A 13,812-nucleotide genomic window follows, 5' to 3' on the forward strand; every position below is an offset into this window, starting at 1 on the left:
TATGAACGTTTAGTATCGGCGAGGGTTTTCAGTGGAAAGCGGCTGGAGATTGGCGAATTTTCTGGATCGAGGTGCTGTCCTAGACCGTTTTCGGAAGTCCCTTGCACTACCGCCCGGTCCCGGAAGGCACTATCGACACATCCCAAGGGGCGTGAGCTCCACCCCATCGGCCGCGCCCACGGGATGCCGTTTGCCTCGCCCGACACGACGCAAATTCCGCAAAGAAAAGCCCGTTCGCAACAACCGGCGGACGTCACTTATCGCACCATCGCCCCGGCGCCTCACAGGCGCCATTGTCATTCCCAAGGAGATACGCCCATGACGGATCGGCCCTTTCGTGACGACTATCAGCGCTGGCTGGATGCTCAGCCGCCCAATGCCCGTTTGACGCAGCAGGCTCCCTGCACCGCCACGTCCGCCGAGCCTGTCGCGGCGGACACGGCCGACACGGCAACGGTGCGCGAGCCCCCCGCCTCACTGCCCTTCGGGGGCTACGTCGTCTGGTTTCACGAGAGCGATACGTATCTTGATATCCGGTTCGATCACCATCGGTTCGAAATCGTGACGCAACCCGTTGCCGACGCCAGAGAAGCCTTCGTTTTCGAGAGCTTCGACGCCGCCTACGGTCACGCGCTGGATGTGGGGGAACACTGCCTGATTCTGTTCGCCGAAGCCGAGGGAATGCCAGTCACCGTGGTGGGATGAGCCTCATTCCCGCCTGAAACCCGCCTCAACGCTCAGGAGATCGCGTTACATGCCGAGTCTTGCCGTCGTCAGTCCTACGCTTTGCCCGCCTTCCTACGCCATCGCTCCCGCCCTTGCCCTGCCAAGCGAACCCTCCAGCCTCGGCCTGCGTTCGGCCGAACCACCTCGTGTGGCCGCCGATCTGCGCGCAATGACCAATGCGCGACCGGCACTGCCTGCGGGGCCGTCCCTCTCCCTCGGCGCGACCGATCGTTTCCGGCTCGGTGTCATCGAGTGCACGCCGGTGCCGGTCGACCGCTATGTCCGAAACGCACTGACGGAATTGTTGACGCCACGAGACGGTTGCCCGAACGCCTGCGTGCCCGGCAACGCGCAACTGCGCGAGATGTTAACGACGATTCTCACGCTGCATCCGCAAGGGGATGCCACTTCGCTTGAACGCGTCATCGGCCAAATTGGCCTGCCGTCGCTACTGCGCGACGACCCCGAATACGCGCCCGGCACGCTCAACGCATTGCGCTATGACGTGGGCGCGCACGCGGTGGCAAGCGGCGTCTTTTCTGTCAGTGAAGGAGAGCCCGGCGAGGCGGAGTTGCTGGACTTCGGTGCCAGCGAGCTCATGTTTCTCGACACCCCCAACGAGTATCGACACGATGTCGCGAGCGCCCATGCAGCCATCATCGACTTCCATTACGGGGCCGCGGGGATGGCTGGGCACGGTGCACGGGAAAACAGGGAGACGAGGATCACGCCGGCGATGATGCAAATCGCCGATTTCACGCGCCATCTCGCGACATGCCAGCAACGCCGTGAGGCCGAATCACTGGTGACGGCGGATGCGCAGACGATGCCGAGGGCGGCTATGCGCTGCGCCATTCTCTGAGCACCGCTGACGCGTAAGCGCGGTACGCGACGCCGCACGTGAGAACGGTATCCGTCTCACGTGCGAGTCCGGCGCTTACGCTCAAGCGGCCTTCATCAAGCGACCGTCATCAAGCGGCCTTCAAGCGGCCTTCAAACGGCGCGAGAACTTCTCGCGGAATTTCTTGAGTTTCGGGGCGACGACGTACGCGCAGTAGCCCTGATCGGGATGCTGGACGAAGTAGTTCTGGTGATAAGCCTCGGCCGGCCAGAACGTCTCTTCGGGGACGACTTGCGTGACGATCGGTGCCGGATAGGTCATCTCTGCCATCAGCTCGGCAATCAGATGCTCGGCCACCTGCTTCTGCTTCTCGTCGTGATAAAAGATCGCCGAACGATATTGCGTGCCGACGTCGTTGCCCTGCCGGTTCAGCGTGGTCGGATCGTGAATCGAGAAGAATACGATCAGCAATTCTTCATAGCTGACGATGTCCGGATCGTAAGTCAGGCGCACCACTTCGGCGTGGCCCGTATCGCCCTCGCAAACCTGCTCGTAACTTGGGTTATCGACCTGACCGCCCTCGTACCCTGAGACGACGCGCTTCACGCCGTCAAGCTGCTGGTAACAAGCCTCAAGACACCAGAAACAGCCACCGGCCAAGGTGGCGACTTCGGTGTTGGCATCGTTCGGGGAATTCGTCTGCTCTGTCATCGTGACCTCGCTTGTCGACTTCGGACGGCGGGCGCCCCGCGAAATCCGGAGATTTTTGCGGCGGCGCACCAAAACACGCACCAAAACAAATAGGGCGGGCGATCACTTTCGATCGCCCGCCCTATTGTCGCGCAGAAATTCCGCGATGGGCGCAAATAACCCTTCGCGCCCATCGTCTCCTGCCATCGCCTGCACATTCAGCGTTGCTTCGGCCTTGCTTCAACCTTGCTCTGGCCTTGTTTCAGCCTCGCTCAGTCGTTGATCTGCGTGATCAACGGGTGCAGCAGACGTGCGCCCACGCGTGCCGTCAGTCCATCGCGGTCGTACGTCGGGTTGTACTCGGCAATATCGGCCACGCGCAATTTGCCCGAGCGGCGAACCACACCGATAAGCGCCTCGACCACCTCGAATGCGACGCCGTGCGCTGCCGGTGCCGACACGCCCGGGGCCTTCTCGCCCGGCAGCACATCCATGTCGATGGTCAGATAGACGTGGCTCACGCGGGCGAGCTTCTTCTCCAGCCGTTCGCACATTTCCGGCAGACGATGCGCCAGCATTTCCGCATCGAGCCAGAAGTCGACATCGAGTGCCTTCGCACGTTCGAACAAGGCGTCAGTATTGCTATACCGGCTCACGCCCAGACACGCGTAATGGAACGGCGCCTGACGCCCGGCGAGCAACTGTGAGATCTGCCAGAACGGCGTGCCCGAGCTGGCCGTCGGTTGCGCACGCAAGTCGAAGTGCGCGTCGAAATTGAGGATCAGAATCGGCTCGTCGCGCAGACGGTCGCCGAAGTGTTCGGCGATACCGAGAAACGTGCCGTAGGCGATTTCATGACCGCCGCCGAGCACCACCGGACGTGCGCCAGCGGCCAGCACTTCGGCCACGCGATGGCCGAGGGCGGCCTGCGCCGCTTCAAGCCGGTCGTCGGCGCACACGACGTTGCCGCCGTCGAACACGGCCGGCGTGCCCTGCACGGGCAGGCTCGCCAACGCGCGGCGCAGCATGTCGGGGCCAGCTACCGCACCCTGACGCCCGTGATTGCGGCGCACGCCTTCGTCACTGCAAAAACCCAAGACGACAGCGCCGCCCGCGACCTGTGTCGCATCGTAGTCGCGCAGCACCTGATGCAGACGCAGCGTGTGACCGGCTTCGCCAGTATCCACGCGGCCTTGCCACACCGTTCGATCGATTGTCATACGTGTACCTGCCTTGCCCTTACCGTGCGATAACTGCTTGCAGAAATTCACGCGTACGCGCTTCACGCGGTGCGGTGAAAATCTGTTCGGGCGCACCGGCTTCGATGATGCGGCCCTGATCCATCACGACGACCACGTCGGCCACTTCGCGGGCGAAGCCCATTTCGTGCGTCACGACCAGCATGGTCATGCCGTCGTTGGCGAGGGCCTTCATCACTTGCAGCACTTCGCCCACGAGTTCCGGGTCGAGCGCCGACGTCGGTTCGTCGAAGAGCATGACCTGCGGCTGCATGGCCAGCGCACGCGCAATGGCCACACGCTGCTTCTGACCGCCCGAGAGCGTGCCCGGGAACACGTCGGCCTTGGCGGCGAGCCCCACTTTGGCGAGCAACTCGCGCGCCAGTTTTTCGGCTTCCGCGCCCTTCATGCCGCGCAGCTTCTTCGGCGCCAGCGTCACGTTCTCGAGCACCGTCAGATGCGGGAACAGATTGAACGACTGGAACACCATGCCCACTTCGGTGCGCAGGTCGTTGAGGGCGTTCTCGCTCATCATCTTGCCGTGATCGACGAGCTTCTTGCCGACGATCTCGATGGTGCCCTGCTCGGCCGTTTCCAGCCCGTTGCAGCAGCGCAGGAACGTGCTCTTGCCCGAGCCGCTCGGCCCGATGACCACGACCACCTGACGCGCATCGACTTCGAAGTCGATGCCCTTGAGCACCTGATGGCTGCCGTAGGCCTTGCCCAGCCCTTCGATCTTGAGAATCGGCGCGCCGATGTCTTTCTTCACATTGCTCATTGCACGGCACCTCCGGCACGCAGGGACTTCTCGGCGCGCTGCAACAGCAGCGTGGTGGCACCGGTCAGAATCAGATAAACAAACGCAATCGCCAGATACACTTCCAGCGAGCGGTACGACACGCTGATGATCTTCTGGCCTTCGTGCATCACGTCGTGAATGGTGAGCAACGACACGAGTGCCGAGTTCTTGATCAGCGCAATGAATTCGTTACCCAGCGGCGGAATCATGCGCACGATCGCCTGCGGCAGAATCACCGAGCGCATGGCCATGCCGTAGGGCATACCGAGCGAGCGGGCGGCTTCCATCTGGCCGCGCTCGATCGACTGGATGGCGCCCCGTACGATTTCCGAGACGTAGGCACCGCTATAAATGCCCAGACCCAGTACACCGCACAGGAACGCCGGCAGCAGAATGTTGAACTGCGGCAGGCCGAAGAACAGGATAAAGAGCTGCACCAGCAGCGGCGTGCCACGAATGAACGTGACGTAGATGGTGCAGATGCCGTAGCGGATGCGATGCGCCGGATTCAGGCGCCCCATGCCGACCAGCAAACCCAACACGCAGCCCAAGGCCAGCGCGCAGACAGTTACCTCGACGGTAACGAGCGCGCCGTGCGCGAGGTCCTGCCAGTTTGCCCACACCGGCGAAAAATCGAGTTCCATGCGTACTCCGTCAGTTGCTCTACTGCTTTATTGCGACTTTCTTGCCGCGGCCAACCTGCGACCGGGCGAGGTATCTGCCCGGTCTCAGGTCGTTGCGGCTTGCGAACTTACTTCGACGTGCCGAAGTACTTGGTCACCAGTGCGGCGTAGGTGCCGTCGGCACGAATCTTTTCCAGCGCCTGATTCATTTCGTTGGTCAGCTCGGTGTCGCTCTTACGCACGGCGAAACCGTAACGCTCGATCGTCAGCGTCTTGTCGAGCACCTTCACGCCCGGGCGTGCCTTGGCGTACAGCAGCGCCGCCGGCTTGCCGGTCACGGCGGCGTCAGCACGGCCGATTTCCACCAGATTGAACATTTCCTGGTTCTTCTCGACTTCCACGCGCTGCACCTTCGGATAGTTTTCCGTCAGGAACTGCACCGACTTCGTACCCACCTGCACCGACACCTTCTTGCCGTTCAGATCGGCCGGCTCTTTGATGGTGTTGTTGTCAGCCTTGACCATGATGGCCAGACCGCCGGTGTAGTACGGGTGCGTGAAGTTCACGACCTTCAGGCGCTCGTCGGTGATGTAGATGGCCGAGGCGGCCACATCGACGCGCTTCGATTGCAATGCCGGAATCAGACCCTTGAAGTCGATGTCGGTCCATTCGACCTTCTTGCCCATGGCCTTGCCGAGCGCTTCGATCATTTCGACGTCGAAGCCGGTACGCTTACCGTTTTCCACGTATTCGAACGGCGGGAAGGTGGCATCGGTGGCGACGCGCAGCACGTCGTCAGCCGCGAAAACCTTGCTCGAACACGTGACGGCCAGCGCCATCGTGAACAGAATGTGACGCAATTTCATCTGGTACTCCTCGTGTAGTCTCGGTCGGGTAACCGGTTAAAAATATTGCAATCGGTTCGAAATACGCTCGGCTGCCGCCACGGTCAGGCGGATCAGCTCTTCGTGGCGCTGGGCCACGCGCACGGCCGGCGCCATCAGCGTGATGGTGCCCTCCAGGCGTTCTTTGGCGGCAAACACCGGGGCCGACACGCCCCAGACGCCGAAATCCACTTCGCTCTCGGACACCGCATAACGCTGCTTGCGAATCTCTTCGACCTGCGCGATCAGACGCTCCTGCGCGACCGGCTGGCCAGCCAACTGACGGCCGATCAGGGTCTCGCGGGTCGCTTGCGGCAGGAAGGAGAGCAATGCCTTGGCCGAGGCGCCGTGCACCAGCGGATGCGCGCGGCCTTTCGCGAACGAGCAACGCAGCGATTGCTCGCTCTCGTGCATGTCGAGGCAGACCACCTGACCGTTGGCGGCGACCAGCAGGCCGACGGTCTCGCCGGTGCGCTGCACAAGGGCGTCGATTTCTTCACGCGCCTGCGTGACAAGATGCGAGTTGTGGTCGAAACCCCACGCCAGTTGCACGCCGACCGGACCCGGTTCATACAACGCCTCATGGGCGTGTTCCTGCACCAGCCCCCATTTCTTCAGGGGTACGAGGTGGCGGTAAACCGTGGAGAGCGGCAGGCTCGTCTGCGCGGCGATCTCGCGTGCCGCGATCGGGCGTCCGTGACGCGCTACGGTCACGAGGACCTGTAAAACGCGTTCGGAGACCGAATGAGCTTCGGTGGTGTCCATCGTCCTAAAACCAGAAAAAAGCAAAAAAATCGGCGGGGTTGAACGCCGATGACGACATGGGCGTATCTTGCGAGGAAATTCCCAAAGTAAAAAATCAAATTCCCATGGGATGGTAACAAAATGAGGATTTACTCATAGGGATTTTCCCTTATGCATTGCGTAAGCGACATAAGCAAAAACGCCGAACCCCTTGATTAACAAGGGGTTCGGCGTTTTACAGAGCAATTTGAGGAAGTCCTCTGATTATCGACTCGCAGTTGGGATTTGCCCTTCCTCCGGTTTCGATAGCCACGCGGTGAGAATCGGTTTTTGCACTTTCCCAAGCGCACTTTTCGGCAATGTGTCGAGTATCACCACCCGGCGCGGCAACTTGAAGCGCGCGATACGTGTGCCGAGGTAGTCGAGCACCGCTTGTGGTGTCACTTCGGCCGATGAGCCTGCCACCGGCGCAGCGACGATGGCCGCGACGGGGACTTCTCCCCAGCGTTCGTCGGCAACACCCACCACGGCCGCTTCGAGTACGCCCGGGCAATCCACCAGCGCATTTTCGATTTCTGCCGGATAGATGTTCTCGCCGCCCGAGATGATCATGTCCTTGCTGCGCCCGACCACTTCGAAGCAGCCGTCTTCGCGTAAGCGCGCAAGGTCTCCCGAACGGAACCACCCCTCGACGAACGACGCGTGTTGCGGGGCGCGCCAGTATTCGCGCATGACGTTTGGCGCGCGCACGAGAATCTCGCCGACCTCGCCCGGCGCGACCTCGTTGCCAGCGGTATCGGCCAGTCGCACTTCCACCGCCGGACACGCACGGCCCACCGCCCCCGGATGAGCCTTGGCTTCACCGAAGCGCAACGCAATCGACACCGGACCGGTCTCGGTCGCGCCATACACCTGCCCCAGCGGAATGCCGCGCGCGTGAAACGCATCGATCGCCGACAACGGCACCACGGACGAACCCGCCATGACACCACGCAGCGACGACAGATCGGTTGTCGGCCATGCCGGATGCAATTGCACCGCGCGCATCGTCGCCGGGACCATCAACGAGAGTGTGGGACGACGCGACGCCACATCGGCCAGCCATGCCGCCGGATCGAAGCGCGGGTGCAGCGTGACACTGGCACCGCGCAGCAACGCCGGCAGCGTCTGAATACAAAGACCGCCCACGTGGAACATCGGCAGCGTCGACAGTACGTGATCGTCGGCACGCATGTCGTGCGCCCACCAACTGGCTTCGGCGTTGGCGAGCAGGCCCGTCTGCGTGTGCAATGCGCCTTTCGGCTCGCCGGTCGTGCCCGACGTGTAGGCCAGCAGCACAGGCGCATCGGGCGAAACGTCGGGATATACGACAGGCTTGATCGACGGCACGGCAATCAGGCCTTCGATCGGCGCAATGGCCGGCGGCGGCAGATCGGTGATGGCCTCTTGTTCGAGCGCGTCGCGAATCTCGCGGGCCGCGGTGCGATGCTCCGCGTCGAACCACAGCACGCGCACGCCTGCATGACGCACGATGGCGGCAAGCTCCGGCACGGCCAGCCGGAAGTTCAGCGGCAGGAAGATCGCCCCCGCACGGGCACACGCAAACAGCAGCGCGATCTGCAACTCGTCGTTGAGACCGAGGCACGCGATGCGATCCCCCGGCGCGATACGCCACGTCTCGCGCAGATGCCCACCCACGCGCTCGATGCGCCGCCACAGCGCGGCGTAGTCGGTTTCTTCAGCCTGCTGCCCCACACCGCAACGCAGCGCCAGCCGCTCTGGCGTGGCGCGCGCGTGACGGGCAAGCGCTTCTACAAAAGGCGTCAACTTGTCCTCCGTGACAAGAGGTGTTTCAGCTTGCACAGTTCCGCTTATTCGTTCGGCTGATTCATGCGGCTGATTCATGCGGCTCATTCGTGCCACTGATTGGTGCGGCTTATTCGTCGCGTTCGCCCGGTTCGTAAAGCGCTTCACGCCCGATGCGATCGAGGCAGAGTTCGGCCGTCCACGGCAGCATCAATGCGCCGCAACGCGAGTCGCGATACATCCGTTCGAGTGGCAGCGTCTTGAGCATCGACTGCCCGCCGCACGTGCGAATCGCCAGCCGGCACATCTCGTTGGCGTTCTCCATGATCGTGTACTGCGCAGCATAGGCACGCAGGCGCGCTTCCTTACCCGGGTCAGCGCGGCCGTCCTGCAACGCGCGCAGGAAAAGCGCGCGCGTCTGCTCGAGCATGATGTGCATCTGCGCCACCGCGATCTGCTTGGTCGGATACATGCGACGCTTGATCGGTGCGCCCATGCCCTCGGCTTCGCCGCGCAGGTATTTCACGGTGAAATCATAGGCCGCCTGCGCGATGCCCATGTAAGTGGGGGCGAGCGTCATGAACATGTGCGGCCAGCGGCTCGCCGCCTGATAGTAGACGCCGCGCGGCATCAGTTGCAGTTCGTCCGGCACGAACACATCTTTGAACAACAACGTGCGCGAGACCGTGCCGCGCATGCCCAGCGGGTCCCAGTCACCGGTGACCGTCACGCCCGGCGCGTCGCCCGGCACGGCAATGTACATCGTGTCTTTCATCGACAGCTCGGGCTTGTCTTCGGTGCAGAGCACGCCGTAATAATTGGCGGCCCCCGAGAGCGATGCGAAGATCTTGCGGCCGTTGATCATCCAGCCGCCGTCGACCTTGGTGGCCGTGGTGCCGAACGGGGCCTTGCCCGCCGCCGCTGCGCTGCCTTCGGAGAACGGCTGTGCGTAGACGGCGCCGTCTTTCGTCACGCGGGCGAAATGATGCTCGCGATAGCGGGCGTGTTCGACGCGCTGTTCCTCGGTCATGTCGAGATCGTCGGCCAGAATGCCGGTCCACATCATCGAACACGTATGCATGTTGAACGTGAGCGCAGTCGCGCCGCAGTGACGGCCCAGTTCGGCCGACACCATCATGTACGTGGCGAAGTCCGCCCCCAGCCCGCCGTGCGCTTCGGGAATGCAGAGCTTGAGCAGCCCGGCCGCGCGCATGTCGTCGTAGTTCTCGAACGGGAACGTGGCTTCACGGTCCCAGCGCGCGGCGCGCGGGGCGAGTGACTCGCGTCCCACCTGCTCGGCGAGGGCCAGCAGACGACGTTGCTTGTCGGTGAGCGGATAGTGTTCGCCGACGATCGAAGGGGGCTGATAGGCCACGGTTGTCTCCTAGAGTGTTGCGAGGAAAGCGCGCACTTCGGCATCGAACGGCGCCGCATGCGTCAGATTCATCAGATGGCCCGCGCCGGGCAGGCAAACGTAGCGTGCATTGGCGATCGATTCCGCCATGCGCGCCATCACCTTCGGCGGGGCATTCGTGTCGTGTTCGCCGGCAATGAGCAGTACCGGCACGGTGAGTCGCGCGAGCGCCGCACGTTGCTCGAAACCGACGAGCGCCTGCAACGCCGCGCGATACGCCTCGGGCGTGAGTGCGCCCATGGCGTCCACAGCAATGGCGTGTGCTTTGGCACGCATCGCTTCGTCAGGCTCGCCCAGCATGCCGGGCACAATGGCTTCGGCCATCTGGCGGAGTGTCTTGCCGGCTTCCAGCGGCGCAGTGCGCTGACGCACGAACTCGCGCTGAAAATCGCCATCCGGTTTGCCGAACGCGGGCGATGTGCCGCAGAGCACCAGCGCCGCCACATCGCGCGTGAACGGTTCGCCGCGTGCCATCAGTTCCTGCGCCACCATGCCGCCCATGCTGTGCCCGACGAGCACGAAGCGCGAGGCGCCTGTCTTCGTCAAAGCATCGAGCAAGGTGCGCAGGCTGTCGGCCAGCGCGGCCATCGTGGCGGTTGCGGGCATGGGACTCTCGCCGTAGCCGGGCATGTCCCAAGCAACGACGCGATGTCCGTCGCGCGTAAAGGCGTCGAATTGCGCCGGCCAGACGTTGCGATTACCGCCAATGCCGTGCAACAGCACCAGCGTCAGGGGACCATCGCCCGCCGATTGGAACGCAGGCGTCGGCGTGACGGCGGCCGTCATGCGAACTCGCCTTGCAGCAGCCCGTCGCGTACGACGACGTTGCCGTCGAGCGCAATCGTGCAGCGGCGCAGCGGCAGGTCGAAGTGACCCAGCGTATGACGCCCGGCCACTTCGTTCGCCCCGGTCGAATAGAGGAAGTTACCGGCGAAAGCGCGTTGCTCGGTGCCGTTGCAGTCGCGTTTGTCGTAACAGGCGAGCGCGTCCCAGCGGGCGCGTTGGTTCAGGCCGAAACCGACGTGCGACACCGCGTAGGCGTCACGGTCGCCCCACGCGGCGAAGTACTCGCGCATGAGATCGACATCGACGCCTTCGCCCTCGATCTCGACGACGTAATCGTCCTCGACCGTGAGCGCGATGCGGTCGCGCAAGTATTGTTTGAACGTGAGATTGATGTCGCCGGGCGCCAGAACCAGTTGGCCATTGACGCTGTGTGCGGCGGGGAACGCCAGTGCGAGGCCGCCCGGCCAGTGCGCCACTTGCCCCGGTTTGGCACACCAGCCCCAGACGCCGCCGACGCGCGCGTCGCGCAAACTGATGCGCAAATCAGTACCGGCTTTCGAGGTGACGTGCATTTCTGCTGCACTGCGCAAACGCTTGATCGCGGCGCGCACTTTCGGCTCGAGGGCCGGGTCGGTGGCGCAGCGTTCCAGAATTTCGGGGTGTTCGTTCGAGACCATCAGCACGCGCGCGCCGCCGCCCAGAATCTCGGGCAGTTCGGGGGCGTGCAGCAGCCCTTCCACGGTGCAATCGACGACCAGCGCCGCCCCCTTGAGGGCCGCCACGACAGGGGCAAGCTGCCCCAACGCGTCGCTGGCGCCGGTGGAGCGCACGGGCACCGGTGCACTGACGCGCGGGCTCGGTACGACCAGTCGGAAAGGCCTCGCGCCGAGCGCCTGCGCGGCGAGTTCGGCTAATTCCACATTGACAGGCCGGGATTGCGTTTCAGCTACAATCGCCACCACATCACCGGGTTGAATGTCGCAGCGCCGCAAGGTCTCGGCAAATACGTCGATCCACTTATGCTCGATTCGCTCGATCAGCATATCGTCTCCTGAGCGTCTGACCTCCCGCCTGCCAGGGGCCCATGCCCCGTGGCACATCGTCGGCCGTCACGCGTCTTGTCGATCTGTTGTTCGTGCCATAGTATATGAATATTCATACAAATCAACCCGATCAAATTTGCCCGACGGGAGTGCAGGGACAGTGAACGCCAAACGCGCCACGGCGCCAGATTTCGACAACGCCGCCTTTCGCCATGCACTCGGGCAATTTGCCACGGGCGTCACGGTCATTACCACGCGCGCCGACGACGGCTCGCTCATCGGTATTACGGCAAGCTCCTTCAATTCGGTGTCGCTGACGCCGCCGCTCATCCTGTGGAGCCTCGCCACGCGCGCGGGCAGCATGCCGGTGTTTCGCGAGAACTCGCACTACGCGGTGAATGTGCTGGCAGCCGATCAACTCGACATCTGCCAGCGTTTTGCCACGATGAAGGGCGATCGCTTCGCGGGTGTGCCGTACACGCTCTCGGCCTCGGGCACGCCTGTGCTCGACGGTGCGCTCGCGTGGTTCGAGTGTCATAACCGCAGCCGGTACGACGAAGGCGATCACGTCATCTTCGTGGGCGAAGTGGAACGTTGCGGCGTGCACGCCGACGTGGCCAATCGCATGCCGCTCGTCTTCCACGCCGGCGGCTTCCACAAGCCGCAGTCGCTCGGGTAAGCGCGGGGTCATGGGGATGGGAGCGGGCGTGCCGTTTGTCGACGACTATCTGGCGTATCTGCTCGCCCGCGCGAGTGCGCTCGTCTCTGATGAGTTTCATCGCGAAGTCGCGGCAGCCGGTCTGGGGGTATCCGAGTGGCGCGTGTTGGCCACGCTCTCCGACGGGCAGGCGCGCACCATCAATCAGTTGGCAGACATCGTGCTCGCCAAGCAGCCGACGGTGACCAAGGTCATCGACCGGCTGGAGGCCACCGGCGACGTGGTGCGCGGCGAAAGCCCGACCGACCGGCGCCAGTCGCTCGTGTCGCTCACCGATGCGGGTCGCGAGCGCGTTGCGCCGCTGCTGATCAGTGCGCGCCAACATGAAGCCGGTGTGCTTGCACGCTTCGGCGCCGAGCAGTCGTCGCAACTCAAGGACACGCTGCGTCGGCTCATCGACGAAATGGCGCGCTGACGCGTCCGTCTGCACCGTTCTCAAGACACAACATTCTTCTGCTTGGGTCCATTCCGGATCTGACACAGCGCCGCCCCAAACGATCGGGCGCCATTCGTTATAAATTCGATCACTTCGCCATATTGTCGAATTTTCTGTCGAATAATCCACGAAAACGGTTGTTCGGCGGCAAACGCGGCCGCGGCGGCCAGCGAATACGCAAGCACTTGCAACGCGAATTCTTCTAAGATGCCCTGTATCGAATCTTGTATTTGAGCAAGGCCATGACCGCACCCCACAACCACCGCACCGACACACGTCGCGTGTGGGATATCAGCCCCCCGCTCTCGGCCGACACACCGGTCTGGCCGGGCGACACGCCGTTTTCGGAAGAAGCGGTCTGGCAGATCGGCCCCGGGTGCCCCGTCAACGTCGGACGCATCACCCTGTCGCCGCACACGGGCGCGCATGCCGATGCGCCGCGTCATTACGACGAGGACGGTGCGTGTATCGGCGAAGTGGCGCTGGACACCTATTTGGGGCCGTGCCGCGTAATTCATTGCCTCGGTGCATCGCCGGTGGTCACGCCCGAGATGGTGGCGGCGCATCTGGCCGACGTGCCGCCGCGCGTGTTGCTGCGGACTTACCAACAAGCGCCGGTGTCTCGCTGGGACAGCGCGTTTTGTGCCGTCGCTGCCGAAACGATCGACTTGCTCGCCTCGCACGGCGTGAAGCTCGTGGGCATCGATACGCCGTCGCTCGATCCGCAGGAAAGCAAAACGATGGATGCGCACCATCGGATTCGCGCGCATCGCATGGCGATTCTCGAAGGGCTGGTACTCGATGCAATCGCGCCTGCCGATTACGAATTGATTGCGCTGCCGCTCAAATTTATGCGGCTTGATGCGAGCCCCGTGCGTGCCGTGTTGCGCTCGCTCACCTGAACTGACAAACACATACACAGAGCCACGCGCGGCGTTATCGATTGGACGATTGGACGATTGGACGATTTGACGATTGAACGATCGGACGAACTGACGCGGGCCGTACGAAGGGCATCGCTATCCCACGGCGAACCCGCCGAAGGTGGCGGCGATGACCTTGCA

General features: G+C 63.2%; 15 protein-coding genes. 5 read left to right on the plus strand and 10 right to left on the minus strand.

What is annotated here, in order from left to right; genetic code table 11:
• Positions 1 to 318 precede the first annotated feature (318 nt).
• Together PIN31009_RS21900 and PIN31009_RS21905 are read left to right on the plus strand one after the other, a co-directional pair.
• Positions 319 to 705 carry a hypothetical protein gene (locus PIN31009_RS21900; protein WP_150791573.1) on the plus strand — a complete coding sequence of 129 codons (387 nt, stop codon included), beginning with the start codon at positions 319 to 321 and terminating at the stop codon, positions 703 to 705.
• Positions 706 to 874: 169 nt separating this feature from the next.
• Positions 875 to 1,588, plus strand: coding sequence for a hypothetical protein (locus PIN31009_RS21905; RefSeq protein WP_150791574.1), 714 nt, complete (start codon positions 875 to 877; stop codon positions 1,586 to 1,588).
• Between the two features lie 120 nt (positions 1,589 to 1,708).
• On the opposite strand, the gene msrA is transcribed toward PIN31009_RS21905, so the two are convergent.
• The 10 genes from msrA to PIN31009_RS21955 all read right to left on the minus strand — a co-directional run bounded on the left by msrA (position 1,709) and on the right by PIN31009_RS21955 (position 11,594).
• Positions 1,709 to 2,278, minus strand: coding sequence for a peptide-methionine (S)-S-oxide reductase MsrA (gene msrA, locus PIN31009_RS21910; protein ID WP_150684967.1), 570 nt, complete (start codon positions 2,276 to 2,278; stop codon positions 1,709 to 1,711).
• A 251-nt stretch (positions 2,279 to 2,529) separates the two neighbouring features.
• On the minus strand, positions 2,530 to 3,477 hold the full coding sequence (gene hutG, locus PIN31009_RS21915) for a formimidoylglutamase (protein ID WP_150684968.1): 948 nt from the start codon (positions 3,475 to 3,477) through the stop codon (positions 2,530 to 2,532).
• Positions 3,478 to 3,496: 19 nt separating this feature from the next.
• A complete protein-coding gene (locus PIN31009_RS21920; protein ID WP_150684969.1) occupies positions 3,497 to 4,273 on the minus strand; it encodes an amino acid ABC transporter ATP-binding protein in 777 nt (258 codons plus the stop codon).
• On the minus strand, positions 4,270 to 4,938 hold the full coding sequence (locus PIN31009_RS21925; protein WP_058377682.1) for an amino acid ABC transporter permease: 669 nt from the start codon (positions 4,936 to 4,938) through the stop codon (positions 4,270 to 4,272). The genes PIN31009_RS21920 and PIN31009_RS21925 overlap by 4 nt, the downstream gene beginning before the upstream one ends.
• A 107-nt stretch (positions 4,939 to 5,045) precedes the next feature.
• On the minus strand, positions 5,046 to 5,783 hold the full coding sequence (locus PIN31009_RS21930; protein WP_058377681.1) for a transporter substrate-binding domain-containing protein: 738 nt from the start codon (positions 5,781 to 5,783) through the stop codon (positions 5,046 to 5,048).
• 36 nt (positions 5,784 to 5,819) lie between these two features.
• On the minus strand, positions 5,820 to 6,566 hold the full coding sequence (locus tag PIN31009_RS21935) for an IclR family transcriptional regulator (RefSeq protein WP_058377680.1): 747 nt from the start codon (positions 6,564 to 6,566) through the stop codon (positions 5,820 to 5,822).
• A 243-nt stretch (positions 6,567 to 6,809) separates the two neighbouring features.
• A complete protein-coding gene (locus PIN31009_RS21940) occupies positions 6,810 to 8,372 on the minus strand; it encodes a class I adenylate-forming enzyme family protein (protein ID WP_150791575.1) in 1,563 nt (520 codons plus the stop codon).
• A 109-nt stretch (positions 8,373 to 8,481) separates the two neighbouring features.
• Positions 8,482 to 9,726 (minus strand): acyl-CoA dehydrogenase family protein, encoded by a 1,245-nt coding sequence (locus tag PIN31009_RS21945; protein ID WP_150684972.1) that lies wholly within the window; start codon positions 9,724 to 9,726, stop codon positions 8,482 to 8,484.
• A gap of 9 nt (positions 9,727 to 9,735) precedes the next feature.
• On the minus strand, positions 9,736 to 10,551 hold the full coding sequence (locus tag PIN31009_RS21950) for an alpha/beta fold hydrolase (protein ID WP_150791576.1): 816 nt from the start codon (positions 10,549 to 10,551) through the stop codon (positions 9,736 to 9,738).
• Complete coding sequence (locus PIN31009_RS21955; RefSeq protein ID WP_150684974.1) at positions 10,548 to 11,594, minus strand: 2,5-dihydroxypyridine 5,6-dioxygenase NicX family protein; 1,047 nt, start codon at positions 11,592 to 11,594, stop codon at positions 10,548 to 10,550. Before PIN31009_RS21955 ends, PIN31009_RS21950 begins: the two co-directional genes overlap by 4 nt.
• A gap of 160 nt (positions 11,595 to 11,754) precedes the next feature.
• Between PIN31009_RS21955 and PIN31009_RS21960 the strand changes: the two genes are divergently transcribed.
• The 3 genes from PIN31009_RS21960 (at position 11,755) to kynB (ending at position 13,650) form a co-directional block, all read left to right on the plus strand.
• Positions 11,755 to 12,273 carry a flavin reductase family protein gene (locus PIN31009_RS21960; RefSeq protein ID WP_150684975.1) on the plus strand — a complete coding sequence of 173 codons (519 nt, stop codon included), beginning with the start codon at positions 11,755 to 11,757 and terminating at the stop codon, positions 12,271 to 12,273.
• Between the two features lie 16 nt (positions 12,274 to 12,289).
• Positions 12,290 to 12,727, plus strand: coding sequence for a MarR family winged helix-turn-helix transcriptional regulator (locus PIN31009_RS21965; protein ID WP_150791634.1), 438 nt, complete (start codon positions 12,290 to 12,292; stop codon positions 12,725 to 12,727).
• A gap of 263 nt (positions 12,728 to 12,990) precedes the next feature.
• Positions 12,991 to 13,650 (plus strand): arylformamidase, encoded by a 660-nt coding sequence (kynB, locus tag PIN31009_RS21970; protein ID WP_150791577.1) that lies wholly within the window; start codon positions 12,991 to 12,993, stop codon positions 13,648 to 13,650.
• Positions 13,651 to 13,812: the final 162 nt, after the last annotated feature.

Source organism: Pandoraea iniqua, assembly GCF_902459685.1.
Taxonomy (GTDB): Bacteria; Pseudomonadota; Gammaproteobacteria; order Burkholderiales; family Burkholderiaceae; genus Pandoraea; species Pandoraea iniqua.